Consider the following 22919-nt stretch of genomic DNA (forward strand, 5'->3'; position numbering starts at 1 on the left):
TCATCCCCGCCCAGGAGCCGCCGGCTTCCGGTTTGCCGATCAGCTTCAGCTGGCCGTTCTCCATCACCCCGGCCGTGCCGCTGCTGCCGGCCAGATCGAGTGAGCGGCTGGGCGCCAGCGCAGCCTGCAGTTCCGCCTCGCTCGGCTGCGCCGACAGCGACACGCTTTGATCGTAGCGTTTCTCTTCTACCACTTGTCCGGCGGCATCGTACTTGCGCTCCGTCACTTGCCCCAACGGATCTACGCTGTAACGCTGCCGGCCCGCCGCGTCGTAAACGTAACGCGTGACCCGATCGCGCGCCGAATCCTGCAGCGTCGGCAGGAAGGCCGCCAGCTGCTCCTGGCTACCCACTTGCGACAGCGTGCTCTGCTCCTCCTGGATATCCGCGCTAACATCCCAACCCTGAGTCACGCCATCAAAATGCGTGAAGGTTTCCGACAACACCTCTCCGCGCTGCACGCTGCTGACGCGCAGATTGTCATACACCACGCCCGCATTTGCGTCGCTCTGGCCCACCATGTTGTAGAGGTACACCAACATAGTGTCATCATGACCCGTCATCTGATGCGTCAACGTCAGCGTCTGCCACCCGCCATTGCCGGGCTGCGCCACTACGACGGCGTTGTCAAAGGCAGACAGGGGATTACCGAGCTGCATCTGGCCAATCAACCCCACCGGCGCCTTGAAGCGCACGGTCGCAGTTACCACGTCGCCGACTTTGAAATTGCTCAGATTTTTGGAGATGGCGTGCCATTGGCCATCTTTGTTCTTGATCTTCACCCCGCCGCCGTTCGGCACAGTGTTGGCCAGTTCGCGCCTGGCGGTGACATTGCCCGCCGCGTCGTACTCATACTGCGTCACCGCGCCGGCGGCGTTCACCACGTAGCTCTGACGGCCCGCCGCGTCGTACACCGTGCGCGTAATCTGGTCCTGCGCCGTCGCGCTCAGCCGGGCCTCAACATCCGACAGCTTCGACGCCTGGTCTAATCCGTCCAGCTTGATCGCCGTCGCGTAACGCACGCTGGCAGTGACATGCCCCGCCGCGTCGTAGCGCTGCTCCGTCACCTGCCCCAGCGGGTCGATGCTGTAGTACAGCCGGTCGTTGCCGTCGTACACATAGCGCATGACCTGGCCCGCCGCGTCGGTCTTGGCGGTGACGTTGCCGTTGCCGTCGTAACTGTAGCGCGTGCTCAGGCTCAGCTTCTGCGGATCGACCGTCTCGCGAACGCGCCGCCCGGCGCCGTCGTATTCGTATTCGGTGACTTTGGCCTGGGCGGTGCCGGCCGCTTCGGTGACCCGCACTTTCCGACCCTGGGCGTCGTAGTCGTAGGCGGTGGTCAGCTTGAGCCCGTCCGGGTCGACGATGACGGCTTGCAGCCGGCCATTGGCGTCGTAGCGGCTTTCGGTGACCCGCCCGCCCGGCTCGGTCTGCCGCAATACGCGGCCCTGGGCGTCGTAACGGGTTTGCGTGGTCAGCTTCAGGCCGTCGGGGTCGACGGTGCGGCTGAGCGCGCGCCCGGCGGCGTCGTATTGGTAGGCGGTCTTGACGCCGCGGATGTCGGTGCTGATGGCCAGTTGGCCGGCGCTGTCGTAGCCGCTGCGGGTCGCGCCGGCCGGGGTGGTGGTGGACAGCAGCTGGCCGTCGCGGTTGTATTGGTAGGTGGTGACGTGGCCCAGCGGGTCGGTCAGCTGGACGGTTTCGCCGTAGGCGTTCTGCTGGCTGACGGTCTGGATGCCGCCCGGCTGGGTGATCGTCACCGTGCCGGCGGCGTCGTCGTAGACGGTGGCGGTGACGTGGCCGAGCGCGTCGGTGTGGCTCAGCGTGCGGCCGAAGGCGTCGTAGGCGGTGGTTTGGCTGCCGCCTTGCGGGTCGCGCGCGGCGAGCTGCCGGCCGAGCTTGTCGTAGTCGACATGGCGGACGTTGCCGTTGGCGTCGATGCTGTCGGTGAGCCGGCCGAAGGCGTCGTAGCGGGCCTGGGTGCTCAAACCCAGGCCTTCGGCGTCGGCGGTCTGGCCGACGGCCAGGCCGCGGCGGTCGTAGGCGCTGCGTTGCAGCGCGCTGCGGTTGGCGTCCAGCCGCAGCCGGTGGCCGATGGCGTCGCCGAAGGCGTTGTAGTCCCAGCGCTCGCGCTCCGCGCTCAGGCTGTCGCCGGCGGCGACGCGTTGGCCCAGGCGGTTGTACTGGCTGGTTTCGACGCTGTCGGCGACGGTCTGCACACCGGAGACCAGGGTCCCCAGGTCGTTGCGGGCGCCGCCGTTGAGGCGGGCCAACTGCTCGGCGCTCAGCCGGGTGGCGTAGCGGCGGCTGTCGATGGCTTCGCCGAAGGCGTTGTAGCGGATTTCGCTGACTTCGCCCAGGCTGTTGAGGGTGTGGCTGAGCCGTCCTGCGCCGTCGTAGTAGTACAGGGTGCGGCGGCCGGCGCCGCCCTGGCCGTCGGGGCTCAGGCTGGCGAGGCGTTGGCCGCCGGCGTTGTAGTAGTGGCGGGTGCCCCAGCGCGACCAGACGGCGTCGATCTGCGCCGCCGTGGCGGCATTGCCGAGGGCGGCCAGCGCCTGCGCGCCTTCGCCGCCCAGGGTCTGGATCGCCCGGCCCTGGCTGTCGTAGCGGCTCAGCTGGCTGCGGCTGTCGGCGCCGGCGCTGCGGGTGGTGGCGGTGAGATGGCCTTGCGCGTCGTATTGGTAGGTGGTCACCAGGCCGCTAGGTTGCGTCTCTTCGCGGATCAGTTGGCCGGCGTCGTCGTATTGCCGCAGCGTCTTGCGGTCGTTGCGGTCGGCCGCCGGACGCAGCTGGGCCAGGCTGTCGCCGGCGTTGGCGCGCTGGGCGTAGCGCAGGGTCTGGGCGACCCGGCCCTGGCTGTCGTACAGGGTCTCGGTCAGGTAGCCTTCGGCGTCGACTTGGCCGACGACGCGGCCTTCGCCGTCGTGCAGGGTTCGCGTGCGCTGGTCGGCGGCGCTGGCGGCCGGACGGATGGCCGCCAGGGTGTCGCCGGCGTTGGCGCGCGCGGCGTAGCGGAGGGTGTCGACGGCGTGGCCGGCGCCGTCGTAGCGGGTTTCGGTCAGGTAGCCCTCGCCGTCCAGCTGGCCGAGCAGCAGACCATCGGCGTCGTAGAAGGCGCGGCTGACGCGGTCGTTGGCCGGATCGGCCGCCGGCTGGTTGGCGGCGTCGTCGGGGTTCGGTTCGCCGCTGGCCTGCGCCAGCGCCGCCAGACGGTCGGCGGACAGCCGGTTGGCGTAGCGGGTGCTGGCGCTGAGCCGGTCGCCGGCGTCGTACTGGTGGCGGGTGACCCCGCCTTCGGCGTCGATCGTCTGGATGAGCCGGCCCAGGCTGTCGTACAGCCGGTAGTCGACGCGGTCACCCGCCGGGTCGGCCGCCGGGCGCAGATCGGCCAGTTGCAGCGTCGCCGGGTCGCCGGCCAGCGCCGCCAGCTTCACCCGGTTGGCGTAGCGCAGCGTCGCGGTGACCTGGCCGTTGCCGTTGTAGCGCCATTCGGTGACGCCGCCTTCGTTGTCGATCTGGCCCACCTTGCGGCCCAGGCCGTCGTAAACCAGATAGGTGACGGCGCCGTTGGCGTCGGTCAGCTTCACCGGCAGGCCCTGGGCGTTGTAGCGGGTGCTGGCCGTGCCCAACGCCCCGCCGGCATCCTGCTGCAGCGCGCCGATCAGCTGGCCGGCGGCGTCGTAGCTGCTGACGGTGGTGAGGCCGTTGCTGAGGCTGACCCGGGTCTGGCGCTGGGCGTCGTTGTAGACGGTGACGGTGGCGACCTGATTGCCGTCCACCGCGCGCAGCACGCGGTTGAGGCCGTCGTACAGGTAGCTGGCGCGCACCGCGCCGCTGCCGTCCAGTTGTTGCAGCAGATTGCCGGCGGCGTCGTAGACGTAGCGGGTGACGATTTGCCGGCCATCGGCCACGCCGTTGCCCTGGGCGTCCAGCGCGGCGTAGCGGGTGGTCTGCGCCGCCAGCCCGCGCAGGTCGTAGGCGGTGTCCAGCCGTTCGATGCGGCTGGGGTCCTGCTTGGCGGCCCAGGCTTGCAGGTCGGCTTCGCCGGTCGTGTCGTCGGCGCCGGCGATGCCGCCCTGGTAGGCCAGCCGGCTCACTTCCCGGCCCTGGGCGTCGTAGCGGCGCTCCACCACCCGGCCTTCGGCGCTGATGCTGAAGCGCAGGCGCAGGCCGCTGGCGTCGTAGAGGCGGCGGCTGGTGCCGACGCCGGCGACGGTTTCGCTGACGAGCTGGTTCTGCGCGTTGTAGCGCCGGGTAGTCTGGCGTTGCTGCGCGTCGCGCGCGCCGACGCGGTTGCCGGCGGCGTCGTAGTCGTAGTGGGTGGTCTGGCCGCGGCCGTCGGTGACGTCGCTGACCCGGGCGTGGCTGTCGTAGGCGAAGCGCTGCTCCACCCCGCCGCCGGCGACGCGCCGCAGTTGGCCGTTGTCGTACTCGAGCTGGGTCGCCTGGTTGGCGGCGTCGGTGACGGTGGTGCGGCCGCCGCCGGCGTCGTAGTCGAAGCGGGTGGTCAGCGTCTGGCCGTCGCGCACGTCGCTGACGGTCTGGATCCGGTAGTCGGCCCCGACCTGGACGTAAGTGAAGTCCAGCCGGCTGCCGTCGCTCTGCTGCAGGCTGGCCACCCGGCGGCTGGCGCCGTCGTAGAGATAGCGGGTGGTGTAGACCTGGCCGTCGGCCACGCTGTTGTCGTCGGGCGTGAGATCGGTGGCGACGCTGCTCAAACGGCCCTGGGCGTCATAGCCGTAGCGGGTGCGGGTCAGCGTCTGGCTCTGGCCGTCCTTCAGGTACACCGTGCGCAGCTGGCTGAGCTGGCCCTGGGCGTCGTAGTCGACAAACAATGCTTCGCCGCCGGCGCGCTTCAGGCTGACGATGCGGCCGGCGCCGTCGTAGCCGACGTCCACCGTCTGGCCGTCCCGGTCCCGGGTTTGCTGCAGCCGGCCGCCAGCGTCGTAGCGCTCCTGCGCCTGGCTGGCGCCGTCGGTCCAGGTCCAGCCTTGCGCGTCGCCGCGCAAGGTGTCGTCGGCGCCGCCATCGCTGCGCTGCGACACATACAGCCCGCGCCCGGCGTCATAGGCGTACAGGGTGTCGCTGCCGTCCTCGGCGATACGGTGGACGCTGCTGCCCGCCGTGTTCAGCGCGCCGGACAGGGCGCTCAGCTGGCGGCTGTAGCCCAGCCGCCAGTTGCCGGCGTCCCCGCCCTGGCCCTGGCTGTTGTAGGTGCGGATCAGGCCCAGCGGCAGGCCGCCGGCCAGGAACTCGTCCTGGTGCTGCAGGATCAGGTTGCCGTTGCCGGCGTTGACGTAGACCCGCTCGCCGCCGCGACCGAACGCCGCCGCGCCCAGCTGGCCTGGCGCGCCCAGCGCCGCCAGTGATCCATTGCGCAGACCCAGTCCCGTTCCCGCTACCACTGCAACCATACCGCCACCCCATCAAAAGTCTGTTATGTCGAACAGCCTTATCCTGGGTTTGCGGCGAAAGTTTAGCGAAAAGCGAAAATATTTTTTCTTCCTTGACTAATGCCTTTTAATCATGCTTAAGCCAATTTCGCGAGTCAGGGAAATCGGCATCAGGCAGCGCCCTGCGTGTTATGCTCAATTATTCGGTCAGACCAACCACTCTTCTACATGGCCTACCCCAAAGTAAACCTGCCCAAGCTGTCCGACATGATCGTGCAGCAACTGGAAAAACGCATACTCGACGGCGTGCTCAAGCCAGGCGACCGGCTGCCTCCGGAAAGGCAATTGGCCGAGGAGTTCGGCGTGTCGCGGCCGTCGCTGCGCGAGGCGATCCAGCAACTGGCGTCGCGCGGCCTGTTGTCCAGCCGCCAGGGCGGCGGCACCTGGGTGACAGACAGGCTGGAAACGGCGTTTTCCGACCCCTGGGAAAAGCTGCTGAACCAGCACGAGGAACTGCATGGCGATCTGCTGGAATTCCGCCGCGTGCTGGAAGGCACTGTGGCGCGCTGCGCCGCCAGCCGGGCGACACCAGCCGACGTGGAGCGGCTGCGGCGCTGCATGGACCGGCTGCAGCAAGCCTATCGCGGCGGCGATCTGGCCGAGCAGGCGCAGGCCGACGTCGAGTTCCATCAGGCGGTGGCCGAAGCCTCCCACAATGTGCTGTTCGCCCACCTGTCCGGCAGCCTGCTGGCCATGCTGCAGCGGCATGTAAAGGACAATATCGCCAATCTGTTCGCCGTCGGCGAAGTGGCGGAGGCGCTGCGCGAGCAGCATCTGGCGATCTGGCAGGCTATCCGCGACCGCCAGCCCGACGCCGCGCAATTGGCGGCGGAGCGGCATATCGACTTTGTCACCGACACGCTGCAAAGCCAGATGCTGCTGGCCGAACGCGATGCCCGGGCCCGCATGCGGCTGGCGCAGGAAAACGCCGGACGCTGAAACGACAAAAGCCGCGCCGTCTGGTGACGGCGTGGCTTTTATCATTGTCCAGACGATCAACCCTGGCGGCTGATCAGCCAATCGACGTAGCGGTCCACGCCCTCGGCCACCGACAGCATGGCTTCGCCGTAACCCGCCTCGCGCAACCGCGCGATATCCGCCTGGGTGAAGCTCTGGTACTTGCCCTTCAACGCGTCCGGGAAATCGATGTACTCAACGATGCCCTGCGCAATCATCTCGGCCAGCGTCAGCGCCGGCTTGCCCTCGTGGCGGCGGCAGGCATTGACGGTGGCCTCGGCCACGTCATTGAACGGCTGCGAACGACCGCTGCCTAGGTTGAAGATACCGCTCTTCTCCGGATGATCCAGGAAATGCAGGTTGACCTTGACCACGTCCTCCACCGACACGAAGTCGCGGCTCTGCATCCCGTTGTCCCAGCCATCCCAGCCGCCAAACAGCTTGACCTTGCCGTGCTCGCGGTACTGGTTGAAGTGATGGAAAGCCACCGAGGCCATCCGGCCCTTGTGCTGCTCGCGCGGGCCGTAGACGTTGAAGTAGCGGAAGCCCACCGCCTGCGCGGACAGGCCTTCCTTCATCCGTTGGCGCAACACCTGGTCGAACAGGAACTTGGAATAGCCGTAGACATTGAGCGGGCCTTCGTACTGGCGCTCTTCCTTGAACACTGTGCCCTTGCCGTAGGTGGCGGCGCTGGACGCATACAGGAACTGGATTTCCTCGTGCTGGCAGTAGTCGAACAACGCCAGCGTGTACTGGTAGTTGTTGTCCATCATGTACTTGCCGTCGTGGTTCATCGTGTCGGAGCACGCGCCCTGGTGCAGAATGGCGGCCAGCTCTCCCTCGTACTCGCCGTCCAGCAGCAGGTGCAGGAATTCGTGCTTGTCGAGGTAATGCGAAATCTCGCAATCGACCAGATTGTGGAATTTGTCGCCGTTGCTGAGGTTGTCTACGGCGATGATGTCGGTGATGCCGCGCTGGTTCAAACCCTTGACCAGGTTGGAACCGATGAAGCCTGCGGCTCCGGTGACGACGATAGTCATATGTCGATCCTTAGTTCTGCTGCGGACCCTCGGGTCCGGATGAAATTCAGTAGCCCGCGCCCGGCTGGGCCAGGTAGGACTGCTCGGCCGGCGTGCTGATTCTGCCCAGCGCCGCGTTGCGATGCGGAAAACGGCCGAATTTTGCGACTACCCGCTCATGCCGCCGCGCGAAATCCAGATAATTGGAGCCCGGCAAAGCCGCGTCCAGCGCGGAAAAGAGCTCCAGCGACAACTGCTGGTCAGCCATGTCCTCGCTATGCTCGAACGGCAGATAGAAGAAAACCCGCGCCACCGGCGGCAGCGTCTGCTCCAGCCCCTGGCCAACGGCCAGCCGCGCGCCCTCTCTCGCTTTCTTGTCGCTGGCGAATGCCCGAGCGTCTCCGCGGAACAGGTTGCGCGGAAATTGGTCGGCCACGATCAGCCAGGCCAGCGCCGCGCGGGCGTCGCCGACGTCGATGGCCAGCTCGCCATCCGCCAACGCCTGCCACAAGGGCAGGAAACGGCGGCGGATCTCGGCGTCGAACGCGTCGTCGCGGCGGAACCAGGCCTCGCGCGGCCGGCTCAAGGCCGCATCGTCGCTGGCGTCGAACCAGAAGGCCAGCACCTCTTCAACTTGTTGCGCGGTCAGCTTCATCATCGCGTCTCCTGCCGGCTTACAAGGCAAATAGTTCCTGTTGCGAACACACGGCGGTGCCCAGCTTGCCCACCACCACGCCAGCGGCGGCGTTGGCCAGGTTCATCGCCACCGGCAGCGGCTGGCCAGCGGCCAATGCCAGCCCCAGCGTGCCGATCACGGTATCGCCGGCGCCGGACACGTCATAAACCTCGCGCGCGAAAGTGGGTTGATGCAGCGCGCCGTCGGCGCGGAACAGCGTCATGCCCTCTTCGCTGCGCGTCACCAGCAGCGCGTCCAGATTCAGCTCGGCGCGCAGCGCCTGCGCCTTGGCGGTCAGGCTGGCTTCGTCCTTCCAGCCGCCCGCCACCTGGCGGAACTCGCTGCGATTGGGCGTCAGCAGCGTGGCACCGGCGTACTTGCTGTAATCGTCGCCCTTGGGATCGATCAACACCGGCTTGCCGGCAGCGCGGGCCAGCTGGATCATCTCGGCCACGTGGGTCAGGCCGCCCTTGCCGTAGTCGGACAGGATCACCACATCGTGCGCGGCGACGATGTCGGCGAACTCTTCCAGCTTGCCGGCCAGGATTTCATGGCTGGGCGCGTCTTCGAAATCGAGACGGATCAGCTGCTGCTGGCGCGCCACCACTCTCAGCTTCACCGTGGTGGCGATGTTGGCGTCGCGCTTGAACGAGGTGACGATGCCGTCGGCCTTCAACAGCCTCTCCAGCGCGTCCGCCGCCTCGTCGTCGCCAACCACCGACAAAATGGTGGCCTTGCCGCCCAGGCCGGCGATATTGCGCGCCACATTGGCGGCGCCGCCGGCCCGCTCCTCGCTGCGGCCGATCTTGGCCACCGGCACCGGCGCCTCCGGCGAAATGCGCGACACGTCGCCGAACCAGTAGCGGTCCAGCATCACGTCGCCGACCACCAACACCTTGGCCTTGGCCAGGGAAGAAGCCAGCGCGGCGGGCTTCAGTCCCAGGGTTTGCATCAGACTCATGGCTTACCTCAGCGTCCGATGGCGTGGTAATCGAAGCCTTGTTCGCGCAGCCAGGCCGGGTCGTACATATTGCGGCCGTCGAAGATCAGCGGCTGCTTCAGGCTGCGGCGGATCGCCTCGAAATCCGGCGCGCGGAACATCTTCCACTCGGTCACGATCAACAGCGCGTCAGCGCCTTGCAGCGCCTGCATCATGTCGTCGGCGAACGCCACTCCGTTGACGCCGGCCATCACCCGCTGCGCCTCGTGCGCCGCCACCGGGTCGAAAGCGACGATCTCGGCGCCGCGGCGGGTCAGCTCCTCGACGATCACGCGGCTGGGCGCCTCGCGCATGTCATCGGTATTGGGCTTGAACGCCAGGCCCCACAGCGCGAGGCGGCGGCCGGACAGATCCTCGCCGAAACGGGAAACCACTTTCTGGACCAGGCGCAGCTTCTGCGCGTCGTTGGCCTCTTCCACCGCGGTCAGCACGCGCAGCGTGTGGCCGTTCTCCTTGGCGGTTTGCACCAGCGCCTTGACGTCCTTGGGGAAGCAGGAGCCGCCGTAGCCGACGCCCGGATACAGGAAGTGGTAGCCGATGCGCGGATCGGAACCCATCCCCTGGCGGACCTGCTCGATGTCTGCGCCCATGGTCTCGGCCAGATTGGCCAGCTCGTTCATGAACGAGATGCGGGTGGCCAGCATCGCGTTGGCCGCGTACTTGGTCAGCTCGGCCGAACGCACATCCATCAGCAACACGCGCTCGTGGCTGCGCTGGAACGGCTTGTACAGGCGGCGCATGATCTCGGCCGCGCGGTCGTCGTCGGCGCCGATCACCACGCGGTCGGGCCGCATGAAGTCTTCGATCGCCGCGCCTTCCTTCAGGAATTCCGGATTGGAGACCACGCTGAACGGCAGATCGGCGCCGCGCTGCGCCAGCTCGTCGGCGATGGCGGCGCGCACCTTGTCCGCGGTGCCCACCGGCACGGTGGACTTGTCCACCACCACGCGGTAGTCGGTCATATGGCGGGCGATATTGCGCGCGGCGGCCAGCACGTACTGCAGGTCGGCGGAGCCGTCCTCGTCCGGCGGCGTGCCGACGGCGATGAACTGCACTTCGCCGAAAGCGACCGAAGCCGCCACGTCGGTGGTGAAGTGCAAACGGCCGGCGGCCACGTTGCGCTTCACCATGTCTTCCAGGCCAGGCTCGAAAATGGGGATGCCGCCGTTCTGCAGGATTTCGATCTTGCGCGGATCCACGTCCAGGCAGCAGACGTGGTAGCCGGTCTCGGCCAGGCAGGTGCCGGTCACCAGGCCGACATAGCCCGAGCCAATTACCGTGATTTTCATGATTGTTTACCCAGGAATGCGGAAATGTCTTGATTGATGGCGCGCAGCGCGGCCAGCGGGTCGGCGGCGCGGGTGATCGGTCGGCCGATCACCAGATAGTCCGAGCCGGCGGCCAAGGCGGCGGTCGGCGTCATCACGCGGCGCTGGTCGTCGCCGGCGCTGTCGGCCAGGCGGATGCCGGGCGTCACCAGCTTGAAATCGCCGCCCAGGGCCTGCTTCAGCATGGAAGCTTCCTGCGCCGAGCACACCACGCCGTCCAGGCCGCAATCGCGGGTCAGCGTGGCCAGGCGCAGCACGTGCTGCTGCGGCGGGACATCGATACCCACCTCGGCCAGATCCGACGCCTCCATGCTGGTCAGCACCGTCACCGCGATCAGCAGCGGACGCTGGCTGTAAGCGGCCAGCGCCTCGCGCGCGGCCTCCATCATCCGGCGGCCGCCGGAGGCGTGGACGTTGACCATCCACACGCCGGACTCGGCCGCGGCCTTGCAGGCATGTGCGACGGTATTGGGGATGTCGTGGAATTTCATGTCCAGGAAAACCTGGAAACCGCGCGCGGCCAGCGCCTCGACCAGATGGCGGCCGCTGGAGGTGAACAGCTCCTTGCCCACCTTCAGCCGGCACTCCGCCGGGTCCAGGCGGCTGGCGAAAGCCAATGCGCTATCCGCGTCGGCGAAGTCCAGCGCCACCACCACCGGGGAGGTCGTCCGGCTTTCGCTCTGTGCGATCAGGGGATTCATCGATGCTCCATCATTCTATAATTGCCGCGGCGCGCGCCGTTCAAGCGGCCGCGCGCCGAGTGATTCAGTTTTCCGAACGGTTGGCGGTGAAGCTTTCCCACTCGCCGCAGGCCGGACAGTGCCAGAAGAAGGCGCGCGAGCGGAAGTTGCAGCACTTGCAGCGATGCACGCTGAGGCGCTGGGAATGCTTGAGGATCAGCGCGCGCGCCACCTCGGCGTCCATCCGCCCTTCCGGCGACAGCTCGTCCATCTGCGCCTCTATCATCCGATACACGCCGGCCAGGCTGGGGCGGGCATGCACCGCTTCGCGCACGCCGTCCAGCGCCTTGGCCTCGCCATCGTAAGTGGCGATCTTCTGGTACAAGAGGTCGGTCAGCTCCAATTGCGGGAAGGTGCGCTGGTAGCCGCGCAGCAGCGCGATGCCCTCCTGCGGACGACCCAGCTTTTCATAAGCGTCGAACAGGCGCTCGGCCGCCATCGCCAGGTATTCGTAATTCTGTTTCTCTATACTCTGCCAGGCGGCGATGGCCGCCTCCAGATTGCCTTCGGCGAACTCGATGTCGCCCAGGATCAGGCTGGCGCGCACGCACTTGCGGTTGGCCGCCAGCGCCTCGGCCACGTACTGCCTGGCCTGGCTGTGATCGGACTTGTACAGCTCGCCCTGCGCCAACTCGCAGTAGAACTGCGCGACTTCGTGCTGGAACGAATGCGCGTCGCTGCGCAGCTCGCGCGCGGTCTCGATCGCCTTCTGCCAGTCGCGGTCCTGCTGATAGATGTCCAGCAGCTGACGGCGCGCCGCCAGCGCCATATTGCCGTTCAGGAGCTTGAGCAGAATCTCCTCGGCCCGATCCACCAGGCCGGCCTTGCGGAAGTCCTGCGCCAGCTCGTTGCGCACCAGGTCGCGCTGCTCGCCCGGCAGGTCGGAGGAGTCCAGCATCTGCTGATGCAGGCGGATCGCGCGGTCGTTCTCGCCGCGCTTGCGGTACAGCTTGCCCAAGATGTGCTGCAGTTCAAGCGCAGAGCCTTGCTGGCGCGCCACTTCGGCCAACGCCTGGGCCGCGACGTCGGTCTTGTCTTCCACCAGCGCGTCCAGGCCGCGGAAATAGGAAATCGGCACCGACTTCGCCTGTTTCAGCACGGTGCGCATATCCACCCGGGCCGCGAACCAGCCCAGGCCGAAAAAGGCTGGAAACAGCAGCAGCCACCACAAATCAAGTTCCAACAGCAATCCTTTCGGGATGATAGAACGGGGTCAAGGCCATGCCCCGTGAAGACAAGCTCAATCGGCGATGGCGTCGCTGGGATCGGTCACCACCTTGCCGGCGGGCGGCCGGTTGCGCAGCTCTTTTTTGAGCTGCGACAGCTCGCGGCGGGTTTTCAGGTAGAAGCTGAAGGTGGCCAGCAGGCCGACGACGGCGCCGACGACGAAGAACAGCAGCAGGAACACGATGAACGGAGCCGACCATGATTGGCCGAAGAACAGTTTGAATTCGACTGAGTGGCTGTTCTGCACGGTGACGGCGACCAGCAGCAGCAACAGGGCCAGTTCGACGATGCGCAACAAATATCGCATGGGATCGCTCAATGAGTTTGCCGGAGTGCAATTCTAAACGATAGCCCGCCGCAACCCAAGCCGCTCAAGCGGCGCGGATACGAAAAAAGCGCCGCATATGCGACGCTTTTTAGCAGGTAGACCGATAAAACTGCGATCAGGCCTGGGTCTGTTCCACAAGGGACAAGTCCACGCGCTCGCGCAGTTCCTTGCCGGCCTTGAAATGAGGCACGTATTTCTCAGGAACCGAGACGCTGGTGCCCGACTTCGGGTTGCGGCCGACCCGCGGCGGACGGTAGTTCAGATCGAAGCTACCGAACCCGCGAATCTCGATGCGGCTTCCCTGAGCCAGGTTGTTGGCCATCGCGTCCAGAATGGTCTTGACGGCCAACTCAGCATCTTTGTAGACCAACTGAGAATTGCGCTCGGCCAGTCGTTCAGACAGCCTCGCGATCAGCTCAGACTTGGTCATGACGCTATTACTCGTTGGAACCGGACAGTTTGGCCTTCAGCAGGGCACCCAGGTTGGTGGTGCCGGCGGAAGCGCTGTCAACGGTCGACAGGTTCTTCATCGCGGCATTCTCTTCCTGAGCGTCCTTAGCCTTGATGGACAGGCTGATGTTGCGGGACTTGCGGTCCACGGCAACGATCACGGCCTCGACGGCATCGCCATCCTTCAGGACGGAGCGAGCGTCTTCCACGCGGTCGCGGGACAGTTCCGAAGCGCGCAGGTAGCCTTCAACGTCGGTGTCCAGAGCGATAACCGCGCCCTTGGCGTCAACGGACTTCACGGTACCCTTGACCAGGGCGCCCTTGTCGTTCATCGCAACGAAGTTGTTGAACGGATCGCCTTCCAGCTGCTTGATACCCAGGGAGATGCGTTCTTTTTCCACGTCGATGGACAGAACCACGGCGTCAACCTCGTCGCCCTTCTTGAACTTGCGCACGGCTTCTTCGCCAGCTTCGTTCCAGGACAGGTCGGACAGGTGAACCAGGCCGTCGATGCCGCCCGGCAGGCCAACGAACACGCCGAAGTCGGTGATGGACTTGATCGCGCCCTTCAGCTTGTCGCCCTTGTGGAAGTTGTCGGCAAACTCGTTCCACGGGTTGGCCAGGCACTGCTTCATGCCCAGGGAGATACGACGACGGTCTTCGTCGATTTCCAGGATCATGACTTCCACTTCGTCGCCAACTTGAACCACCTTGGACGGGTGTACGTTCTTGTTGGTCCAGTCCATTTCGGACACGTGCACCAGGCCTTCGATGCCTTGTTCGATTTCCACGAACGCGCCGTAGTCGGTCAGGTTGGTCACCTTGCCGAACAGACGGGTGCCGGACGGGTAGCGGCGGGACAGGCCCACCCACGGATCTTCGCCCAGTTGCTTCAGGCCCAGGGATACGCGGTTCTTCTCTTGGTCGAACTTCAGTACCTTGGCTTCCACTTCGTCGCCCACCGCCAGAACTTCGGACGGGTGCTTCACGCGGCGCCATGCCAGGTCGGTGATGTGCAGCAGGCCATCGATGCCGCCCAGGTCAACGAACGCACCGTAGTCGGTGATGTTCTTGACGATACCCTTGATGACTGCGCCCTCTTTCAGGGTTTCCAGCAGAGCCTTGCGCTCTTCGCCCAGGGTTTCTTCCAGCACGGAGCGGCGGGAAACCACGACGTTGTTGCGCTTGCGATCCAGCTTGATAACCTTGAACTCGATCTGCTTGTTTTCGTACGGGGTGGTGTCTTTCACCGGACGCACGTCGACCAGGGAACCCGGCAGGAAGGCGCGGATGCCGTTGACCATGACGGTCAGGCCGCCCTTCACCTTGCCGCTGATCATGCCGGACAGGATGGTGCCGGCTTCCAGAGCTTCTTCCAGCTCAACCCAAGCGGCCATGCGCTTGGCTTTTTCGCGGGACAGCTTGGTCTCGCCGAAGCCGTTTTCCAGCGCGTCGATAGCGACGGTAACGAAGTCGCCGATGGCAACTTCGACCACGCCTTGGTCATTCTTGAACTCTTCGGCCGGAATCAGGGATTCGGACTTCAGGCCGGCGTTCACGGTAACAAAGTTGGAATCAACTGCCACGACTTCAGCAGTGATCACTTCGCCCACGCGCATGTCGTGCAGGGTGAGGCTTTCCTCGAACAGTTGAGCGAAGTTTTCCATGGAGAGGGTAGTCATCAAGCGTACTCTCGGTTGCAGGCCTTGCGGCTTGCGGGGTTAGGGTTGGAACAAGATCGTTTCCGCAATGCAGCAAAAACGACCATACAAAAAATCAACGGCCGGAAACCTGTTTTTCCTCAAACCACACGAGGACCTTGTCGACCGCCTGGTCTATGGTCAGCTCCGTGGTATCGAGCAAAAAGGCGTCCGGCTCCTGGCGCAGCGGCGCTACCGGCCGGGCCGCGTCCCGCGCGTCCCGATCGATAATGTCCTGCATAATCTGGGCGAGGTTAGCAGATTCCCCCTTGCCGATCAACTGCTTATGACGGCGACTCGCCCTTTCCTCCGCGCTGGCGGTCAGAAATATCTTCAACATGGCGTCCGGAAACACCACCGAACCCATGTCGCGGCCATCCGTCACCAGGCCCGGCGATTCGCAGAAATCGCGCTGGCGCTGCAATAGCGCGGCGCGCACCGCCGGCAGCGCGCCCACCTTGGACGCGCCGATGCCGATTTCCTCGGCGCGGATGTCCTGGCTGGCGTCGTTGCCTTCCAGCCACACCGCGCCGTCGGAGAACTCCACCGGCAAGCCGGCGGCGGCTTCGGCCAGGGCCGGCTCGTCGTCCCAGGCGATGCCGCGGCGGCGCGCGTGCAGCGCCAGCAGCCGGTACAGCGAGCCCGAGTCGAGATAATGGAAGGCGAGGCGCGCGGCGACCTGGGCCGCCACCGTGCCCTTGCCGGAAGCGGACGGGCCGTCGATGGTAATCACCGGAACTGTCATCGGAATCTGATCCTGTTGCATTCTGCCAAGGCCCTGCCGATACCGCCGCGCGTCGCGGCAGCCGCCGGCCGGCCAAACCGCGCATTGTAACCCAAGTGGTGTGGCATGGTGTGGCGCCGCGCCATTTGCGCGCAGCCGCGTGCGGCGGGTACAGTGTCCCTTACGCATCAAGCAACGCCATTCCGAAAACACAAGCGCGACACTCAATGGAACAACTGCACCTCTCCCCCTGCGTCCGCCTCGGCGGCTCCATCAAGCTGCCCGGCTCCAAAAGCATCTCCAACCGCACGCTGCTGCTGGCCGCGCTGTCAGGCGGCAGCACCATGGTCCGCGACCTGCTGGACTCCGACGACATCCGCCACATGCTGAGCGCGTTGAAGCTGCTGGGCGTGAAGATAGAACAACAAGGCGACAGCCGCGATTTCCGCGTTCACGGCTGCGGCGGCCCCTTCCCGGTGAAAAACGCCGAGCTGTTCCTCGGCAACGCCGGCACCGCCTTCCGCCCGCTGACCGCGGCGCTGGCGCTGATGGGCGGCAGCTACCAGCTGTCCGGCGTGCCGCGCATGCACGAACGGCCCATCGGCGACCTGGTGGACGCGCTGAACGCCGCCGGCGCCAGCATCGGCTACCTGGGCCAGCCCGGCTTCCCGCCGCTGGCCATCTCGCCGGCCGACGTGCGCTGCGCCCGCCCCATCCAGGTGAAAGGCAACGTTTCCAGCCAGTTCCTCACCGCGCTCCTAATGGCGCTGCCGCTGACCGGCGAAACATCCGAAATCGAGGTGGTGGGCGAGCTGATCTCCAAACCCTACATCGAAATCACGCTCAACCTGATGGCGCGCTTCGGCGTGCGCGTCGAGCGCGACGGCTGGCAGCGCTTCATCATTCCCGGCGGCCAGCACTACATCTCGCCGGGAGAGATCTACGTCGAAGGCGACGCCTCCAGCGCGTCCTACTTCCTGGCGGCCGGCGCGCTGGCCGGCGGGCCGGTGCGGGTGGAAGGCGTGGGCGAGGCCAGCATCCAGGGCGACGTGCGCTTCGCCGAGGCGCTGGAGTTGATGGGCGCGACAGTGCGCCGCGGCGACAACTGGATCGAGGCCCGCGCCGAGGGCAGGCTCAAGGCGATCGACCTCGACTGCAACCACATCCCGGACGCGGCGATGACGCTGGCCGTGGCCGCGCTGGCAGCCGACGGCACCACCACGCTGCGCAACATCGCCAGCTGGCGGGTGAAGGAAACCGACCGCCTGTCGGCGATGGCGACCGAGCTGCGCAAGGTGGGCGCGACAGTGGAGGAAGGTCCGGACTACATCCGCGTCACGCCGCCGGCCGCGCTGACGCCGAATGCAGAGATCGACACCTACGACGACCACCGGATGGCGATGTGCTTCTCGCTGGTTTCGCTATTGGGGGCGCCGGTCATCATCAACGACCCCAACTGCGTAGCCAAGACCTTCCCGGACTACTTCCAGGCGCTGGCCGCGCTGCAGGCGCAATAATCACAACATATTGATGATTTAATCGATAGACTCCACAATATATGCACTTAAAGGAGTCTATCGATGAGCGACCTGTTCCGGATGCGCCGCGATTTCATGCGGCGCTTCGACATCCCCTCCCCCTCCCACCCCGAATACCAGCCCGAGCAGCTGGCGATGTGGCAGACCATGCTGGACGAAGAGCTGGACGAGCTCCGCCAGGCGCTGGCCGACTACCGCGCGCTGCCCGAGCAATCCGCCGAACAGCAGTTGCGAAGCCGCGCCGAACTGACCGCAGAAGCGGTGGACGTGCTCAACGTGGTATGCGGCCTCTTGCTGTCGCAGGGCCTGCCGCTGGAAGCGATGTGCGAGGCGATACACGACGCCAATCTGCGCAAATGCGTGGACGGCCAGGTGGTGCGCCGCGCCGACGGCAAGGTGCTGAAACCGGAAGGCTGGCAGCCGGCGGACAAGCTGGGGGTGATCCGCGGCGCGTCAGCAGCGGGCGCGCCATGCCCGTCCATTTCCCCTCTCGTTGAAATGGATTAAGACCGGCTTAAGAATGACCGACTAAGCTTGCAACATGTTCCAATCAAAACAACAGGAGCCGACATGTTGCGCAACACTCTCCACAGTTACGGCAAAATCGCCCGCGGCCTGCACTGGCTGTGCGCGCTGGCGGCGATCGCCGCGCTGGTCTTCATCGAGCTGAAAGGCAACTTCCCCAAGGGCGACCCGGTCCGCAACGGCCTGGGCTACGCCCATGTCCAGGCCGGGCTGATCGTGCTGCTGCTGGTGCTGCCGCGGCTGGCCTGGCGCTTGGGCAACCCGCCGCCCGGCATTTCCCCCGCGCCCAGCCCGCTGATGAAGCTGCTGGCCCACGCCGGGCACTGGGCGCTGTACGCGCTGATGCTGGCGCTGCCCATCCTGGGCATCGCCTTCATCCAGGCCAAGGGCGGCAACGTAGCCCTGTTCGGCCTCGGCCTGCCCGCCTTCATGCCCAACGACCCGGAACTGGGCAAGAGCCTGAAGGAACTGCACGAACTGCTGGGCAATGTCTTGCTGTGGCTGAGCATCCTGCACGCCGCCGCCGCGGCGTGGCACCACTTCATCGTCAAGGACGACACCGTCACCCGGCTGACCGGCCCGATGCGCTGAACGCGGCGCGCCTCAGCCGCGGGCTCGGCTGGAGCCGCGCTCCACCAGCCGCCCCGCCAGCACCACCTTGCGCAGCGGCCGCTCCGGCCGCTCAAGCCGCTCCAGCAGCATCTCCATCGCCGCGCGGCCGATCTCGTCGACCGGCTGCTCGATCACCGTCATGCCGGGATCGGCCAGCTCGGTCCAGCTGTCGTTGTCGAAACCGGCCAGCGCCAGTTGCCTCGGCACGGCGACGCCCGCCGCCCGCACCGCCTTCACCGCGCCCAGCAGCAGCAGCCCGTTGCTGGCGATCAGCGCCTCCGGCGCGCCCGCCTCCCGCAGCCACTTCGCCGCTTCGGCCTGAGCCGCCTCGGCGCTGGGGGCGACAAAGCGCGCCGCCGCCGGCAGCCCCGCCCTTTCCATCGCCTCGGCGAAACCCGCGTGCCGTTCCGCGCCGGTGCTGCTGGTATTGCCGAACAGGCCGCCGATGCGGCGATAGCCGCGGCCCAGCAAATGCTCGACCAGCTGAGCCGCCGCTGTCCGGTTGTCCAGCAGCACAGCGTCGCAGCGGGCGGCCGGCCCCGCGCGGTCTATCATCACCACAGGGAAGCCCAGGCCGGCGACGTCCAGCGCATCGGCGGTGGCGCGGGTGGCGGCGAAAATCACCCCGCTCACCCTCTCCTCCTGCATCAGCCGGAGATACATCGCCTCCTTGTCCGGATTCTCGTCGGTGTTGCACAGGATCACCCGCATGCCGGCCCGATAGGCGACATCCTCCACCGCCCGGCTGACCGAGGTGAAGAAAGGATTGCGGATGTCGGACACGATCAAGCCTATGGTGCGCGAGGCCTGCGAGCGCAGCCGGCGCGCCGACAGATTGGGCCGGTAGCCGCTTTGGGCGACAGCGGCCTCCACTTTGGCGCGCAGCGCGGCGCTGACCGGACCGTTGCCCAGCACGCGCGACACGGTAGCCACCGACACGCCGGCCAGCAGCGCGACATCCTTGATGCTGGTAGTCATGGTTTGGAAATCGTTTTCAATTAACGGAAGCGATGTTGCGCCAGCAAACATCTGCTGGCAAGCGCGAAATAGCGACAGTTATCCGGATTACGCCACAAGTTTGATTTTAACCAGTTCTGTCTGATTGACAGAAAAAATGTAATCGTTTTCAATGCCAGCCATATCGAGCCCAAAAACGAGGTATGCCGTGTCCGACGCCCTGCTCACTCCGCAACTGATACGCCTGGGCTGCCAGCCCGCCGGCAAAGAGGCCGCCATCCGCGAGGCGGGCCGCATGCTGGCCGACGCCGGCTGCATCGCGCCCGACTACATAGACAGCCTGCTGCGCCGCGAAGCGGTGGCCAACACCTACCTGGGCAACGGCATCGCCATCCCCCACGGCATGGTGGAAGACCGGGCGATGGTGCTGCGCACCGGCGTCGCCATCCTGCAGATTCCGGACGGGCTGGAATGGAACCCCGGCCAACGCACCCACCTGCTGTGCGCGATCGCCGCGCGTTCCGACGACCACCTGGTGATGCTGCGCCAACTGACCCGGCTGCTGCAGGACGAAGCCCGGCTGCTGCCGCTGTTCTCCACCCAGGACAGCGCCGACCTGATCGCCGCGCTGGAGCAGCCGCCGGAAAACCCGTCGCCGGACGCCGAGGCGCGCGACCTGGACGCCGGCGAAGAATGGCGGCTCGATTACCCCAACGGCCTGCATGCCCGCCCCGCCGCGCTGTGGGTGGAGGCCGCGCGGCGCAGTCCGGCGCAGCTGCAGGTGCGCCACGGCGGCCGCGTCGCCGACGCCAAGAACCTGATCTCGCTGCTGCAGCTCGGCCTGCGCCAGGGCGATCTCGTCTCCGTGTCCGGCCGCGGCCCGCAAGCCGAAGACGGCGTGCGCCAATTGCTGAAGGCGATGCGCGAGGCCAGCCTGGCCGAGCAGACCGCCGCCGCCATCGCCGCCCAGCGCGCCGCGGGCGCGCGCAAAACCGCCGGCTGGCAGCCGGCCGGATCGCTGATCTCCCTGCCCGGCATCGCCGCCAGCCCCGGCCTCGCCATCGGCACCGCGCGCATCCTCGCGAGCCACCAGCTGCACGTGCCGGACCGGCCGGTCAGCCTGGCCGAGGGCGGCGACCGCCTGCACGAAGCGCTGGCCGCCACCCGCCAACAGCTGGCGCAGCTGGCCGACGCCACCCAGGCGACGCTGGGCGCCGGCGAAGCCGCCATCTTCCGCGCCCAGGCCGAGCTCTTGAACGACACCGACCTGATCACCCTCAGCTGCCAGCTGATGGTGGCCGGCCACGGCGTCGAGTGGTCGTGGCATCAGGCGGTGGAGCGCTTGGCGGAAAAAATCTCCGCGCTGGGCAACCCGCTGCTGGCCGCGCGCGCCGCCGACTTGCGCGACGTGGGCCGCCGCGTGCTGTTCCAGCTGGACCCGGCGCTGCAAGGCCATGCGCCGGCCGAATTCGGCCCCGACACCCTGCTGCTGGCCGCCGATCTCGCGCCGTCGGACACCGCCAGCCTGGACCTCTCCCGCGTCAAGGGCCTGGCCACCGCCCATGGCGGCCCCACCGCCCACACCGCCATCCTGGCGCGCACGTTGGGCCTGCCGGCGCTAGTGGCCGCCGGAGCCGCGCTGCTGGACGTGGCCGACGGCAGCCCGGCCATTCTGGACGGCGACGCCGGCCGGCTGTATCTGAACCCGAGCGACGCGGATCTGGATTCCGCCCGCGCCTGGCAACAGCGCCAGCGGGAAGACCAGAGCAAGCAACAAGCGGAACGGCAGCAGCCGGGCCAGACCGCAGACGGCAAGCGCATCGAGATCGCCGCCAACATCAACCGCCCGGACCAGGCCGCCGCCGCGCTGGACGCCGGCGCCGAGGGCGTGGGCCTGATGCGCACCGAGTTCCTGTTCCTGGAGCGCGACGCCGCGCCGGACGAGGAAGAACAGCTGAAAACCTATCTGGCGATGCAGCAGGCGCTGCAGGGCCGGCCGCTGATCGTCCGCGCGCTGGACATCGGCGGCGACAAGCAGGTGCCCTACCTCAACCTGCCGCATGAGGACAATCCCTTCCTCGGCATGCGCGGCGCGCGGCTCCTGCTGTCCCGCCGCGAACTGCTGGAGCCGCAGCTGCGCGCGCTGTACCGCGCCGCCAAGGCCGGCAAGCCCTTGTCCATCATGTTCCCGATGATCAGCTCGCTGAAGGAGATCACCCGCCTAAAGGGCCTGTGCGAAGGCGTGCGCAAGGAGCTGGACGCCCCGCCGGTGCCGATCGGCATCATGGTGGAAGTGCCGGCCGCCGCGCTGCTGGCCGACCAGTTCGCGCCCTATGTCGATTTCTTCTCCATCGGCACCAACGACTTGACCCAGTACGCGCTGGCGATGGACCGCCAGCACCCCGAGCTGGCCGCCGAGGCCGACAGCCTGCATCCCGCCGTGCTGCGGCTGATCCGCCAGACCGTGCAGGGCGCGGCTGCCCACCAGCGCTGGGTGGGCGTGTGCGGCGGCATCGCCGGCGACCCGCAGGGCGCGGCGGTGCTGGCCGGCCTGGGCGTGGACGAGCTGTCGATGAGCCCGCACGACATCGCCGCGGTGAAGGCGATGCTGCGCCGCCACAGCCTCGCCAGGCTGCGCGACCTGGCCGAACAGGCGCTGGCCTGCGACAGCGCCGAGGAAGTGCGGCAGCTGCTGGAGGCGCTGGCATGAGGGCCGCGATACACACCGTCACCCCCAATCCGGCGCTCGACCAGACCGTGACGCTGGACGCGCTGCGGACCGGCGCCGTCAACCTGGCGCGCGCCGCCCACGTCAACGCCGGCGGCAAGGGCGTCAACGTCGCCTCCTGCCTGGCCGACTGGGGCTTGCCGGTCCACGTCCACGGCCTGCTCGGCCGCGACAACAGCGGCCCGTTCGAGCAGCTGTTCGCCACCAAGCGCATCGACGACCGCATGCTGCGGGTGGCCGGTGCCAGCCGGGTCAACATCAAGCTGGCCGATCTCGAAACCGGCGACACCACCGACATCAACCTCCCAGGCCCGCAGACCGGCGAGGCTGAGCTGGAAGCGCTGGCCTCCGGCCTCGCCCACGTCGGCGCCGGCGATCAGGCCGTGCTGGCCGGCAGCCTGCCGCCCGGCCTGCCGCGCGACGCGTTGGCGCGGCTGTGCGCGCGGCTGAAACGGCAAGGCGCCTGGGTGCTGGTGGACAGCAGCGGCTCGCCGCTGGCGGCCGCGCTGGCCAACCCGCCGGAAGCGCTGCCCGACTGCGTGAAGCCCAACCGCGAGGAGCTGGCGCAATGGGCCGGCTGCCCGCTGCCCGGCCTGGACGACGTGGTCCGCTGCGCGCGCGGCCTGCAAAGAATGGGCGTTAGCCGGGTGGTGGTGTCGCTCGGCGAGCAAGGCGCGCTCTGGGTGGCCGCCGACGCGGCGCTGCTGGCCAGCCTGCCGCCGCAGCGGCCGCTGAGCACCGTCGGCGCCGGCGACGCGCTGGTGGCCGGCCTGGCCGCCGCCCGGCTCCAGGGCCTGGACGCGGCGGACAGCCTGAGGCTGGCGGTGGCCTTCGCCGCCGCCAAGCTGCAGCGCGTCGGCCCCCATCTGCCGCCGGAACAACAGATACGAGAGCTGGCCGCCGCCGTCAGCCTGCAAACCCTGGACGCGGCCTGAGCCGCGCCCGCTTAGCAACAGGG

At 67.1% G+C, this 22919-nt stretch carries 18 protein-coding genes; 6 read left to right on the plus strand and 12 right to left on the minus strand.

Features of this window, described 5'->3' with window-relative positions:
• Nucleotides 1-5413 (minus strand): DUF6531 domain-containing protein (locus ACY3GB_RS05635; protein ID WP_463087887.1); only part of this gene is annotated, 5413 nt, incomplete at its 3' end.
• 207 nt (nucleotides 5414-5620) lie between these two features.
• Between ACY3GB_RS05635 and ACY3GB_RS05640 the strand changes: the two genes are divergently transcribed.
• Nucleotides 5621-6391, plus strand: a complete 771-nt coding sequence (locus tag ACY3GB_RS05640) for an FCD domain-containing protein (protein WP_463087888.1) — start codon at nucleotides 5621-5623, stop codon at nucleotides 6389-6391.
• Between the two features lie 56 nt (nucleotides 6392-6447).
• On the opposite strand, the gene rfaD is transcribed toward ACY3GB_RS05640, so the two are convergent.
• The 10 genes from rfaD to cmk all read right to left on the minus strand — a co-directional run bounded on the left by rfaD (nucleotide 6448) and on the right by cmk (nucleotide 15622).
• On the minus strand, nucleotides 6448-7449 hold the full coding sequence (gene rfaD, locus ACY3GB_RS05645) for an ADP-glyceromanno-heptose 6-epimerase (protein WP_346195861.1): 1002 nt from the start codon (nucleotides 7447-7449) through the stop codon (nucleotides 6448-6450).
• A gap of 46 nt (nucleotides 7450-7495) precedes the next feature.
• Nucleotides 7496-8086 (minus strand): DUF924 family protein, encoded by a 591-nt coding sequence (locus ACY3GB_RS05650; protein ID WP_463087889.1) that lies wholly within the window; start codon nucleotides 8084-8086, stop codon nucleotides 7496-7498.
• Between the two features lie 16 nt (nucleotides 8087-8102).
• Entirely contained in the window at nucleotides 8103-9065 is a 963-nt protein-coding gene (rfaE1, locus tag ACY3GB_RS05655) for a D-glycero-beta-D-manno-heptose-7-phosphate kinase (RefSeq protein ID WP_367033390.1), read from the minus strand.
• A gap of 8 nt (nucleotides 9066-9073) precedes the next feature.
• Nucleotides 9074-10393, minus strand: coding sequence for a UDP-glucose dehydrogenase family protein (locus ACY3GB_RS05660; protein ID WP_463087890.1), 1320 nt, complete (start codon nucleotides 10391-10393; stop codon nucleotides 9074-9076).
• Nucleotides 10390-11133, minus strand: a complete 744-nt coding sequence (pyrF, locus tag ACY3GB_RS05665) for an orotidine-5'-phosphate decarboxylase (RefSeq protein ID WP_463087891.1) — start codon at nucleotides 11131-11133, stop codon at nucleotides 10390-10392. The genes ACY3GB_RS05660 and pyrF overlap by 4 nt, the downstream gene beginning before the upstream one ends.
• Nucleotides 11134-11197: 64 nt before the next feature.
• Entirely contained in the window at nucleotides 11198-12355 is a 1158-nt protein-coding gene (gene lapB / locus ACY3GB_RS05670) for a lipopolysaccharide assembly protein LapB (protein ID WP_463087892.1), read from the minus strand.
• Between the two features lie 57 nt (nucleotides 12356-12412).
• Nucleotides 12413-12706: a LapA family protein gene (locus ACY3GB_RS05675; RefSeq protein WP_463087893.1), complete on the minus strand. Its 294-nt coding sequence runs from the start codon at nucleotides 12704-12706 to the stop codon at nucleotides 12413-12415.
• Nucleotides 12707-12842: 136 nt separating this feature from the next.
• Complete coding sequence (locus ACY3GB_RS05680; protein WP_021477774.1) at nucleotides 12843-13157, minus strand: integration host factor subunit beta; 315 nt, start codon at nucleotides 13155-13157, stop codon at nucleotides 12843-12845.
• Nucleotides 13158-13164: 7 nt separating this feature from the next.
• Nucleotides 13165-14859 carry a 30S ribosomal protein S1 gene (gene rpsA / locus ACY3GB_RS05685; protein WP_463087894.1) on the minus strand — a complete coding sequence of 565 codons (1695 nt, stop codon included), beginning with the start codon at nucleotides 14857-14859 and terminating at the stop codon, nucleotides 13165-13167.
• Between the two features lie 94 nt (nucleotides 14860-14953).
• On the minus strand, nucleotides 14954-15622 hold the full coding sequence (cmk, locus tag ACY3GB_RS05690; RefSeq protein WP_463087895.1) for a (d)CMP kinase: 669 nt from the start codon (nucleotides 15620-15622) through the stop codon (nucleotides 14954-14956).
• Between the two features lie 206 nt (nucleotides 15623-15828).
• Here cmk and aroA point away from each other — a divergent pair, with 206 nt between their 5' ends.
• The 3 genes from aroA (at nucleotide 15829) to ACY3GB_RS05705 (ending at nucleotide 18255) form a co-directional block, all read left to right on the plus strand.
• Nucleotides 15829-17118, plus strand: a complete 1290-nt coding sequence (aroA, locus tag ACY3GB_RS05695) for a 3-phosphoshikimate 1-carboxyvinyltransferase (RefSeq protein WP_463087896.1) — start codon at nucleotides 15829-15831, stop codon at nucleotides 17116-17118.
• A gap of 63 nt (nucleotides 17119-17181) precedes the next feature.
• On the plus strand, nucleotides 17182-17646 hold the full coding sequence (locus ACY3GB_RS05700) for a pyrophosphohydrolase domain-containing protein (protein ID WP_463087897.1): 465 nt from the start codon (nucleotides 17182-17184) through the stop codon (nucleotides 17644-17646).
• A 63-nt stretch (nucleotides 17647-17709) separates the two neighbouring features.
• Nucleotides 17710-18255, plus strand: a complete 546-nt coding sequence (locus ACY3GB_RS05705; RefSeq protein WP_463087898.1) for a cytochrome b — start codon at nucleotides 17710-17712, stop codon at nucleotides 18253-18255.
• Between the two features lie 12 nt (nucleotides 18256-18267).
• Here ACY3GB_RS05705 and ACY3GB_RS05710 read toward each other — a convergent pair whose 3' ends face one another.
• Nucleotides 18268-19254, minus strand: a complete 987-nt coding sequence (locus ACY3GB_RS05710) for a LacI family DNA-binding transcriptional regulator (RefSeq protein ID WP_463087899.1) — start codon at nucleotides 19252-19254, stop codon at nucleotides 18268-18270.
• A gap of 187 nt (nucleotides 19255-19441) precedes the next feature.
• On the opposite strand from ACY3GB_RS05710, the gene ptsP reads away from it, so the two are divergent.
• Both ptsP and pfkB read left to right on the plus strand, forming a co-directional pair.
• Entirely contained in the window at nucleotides 19442-21943 is a 2502-nt protein-coding gene (gene ptsP, locus ACY3GB_RS05715) for a phosphoenolpyruvate--protein phosphotransferase (RefSeq protein WP_463087900.1), read from the plus strand.
• A complete protein-coding gene (pfkB, locus tag ACY3GB_RS05720) occupies nucleotides 21940-22896 on the plus strand; it encodes a 1-phosphofructokinase (protein WP_463087901.1) in 957 nt (318 codons plus the stop codon). The genes ptsP and pfkB overlap by 4 nt, the downstream gene beginning before the upstream one ends.
• Nucleotides 22897-22919: the final 23 nt, after the last annotated feature.

Source organism: Chromobacterium sp. Ag138, from assembly GCF_055181315.1.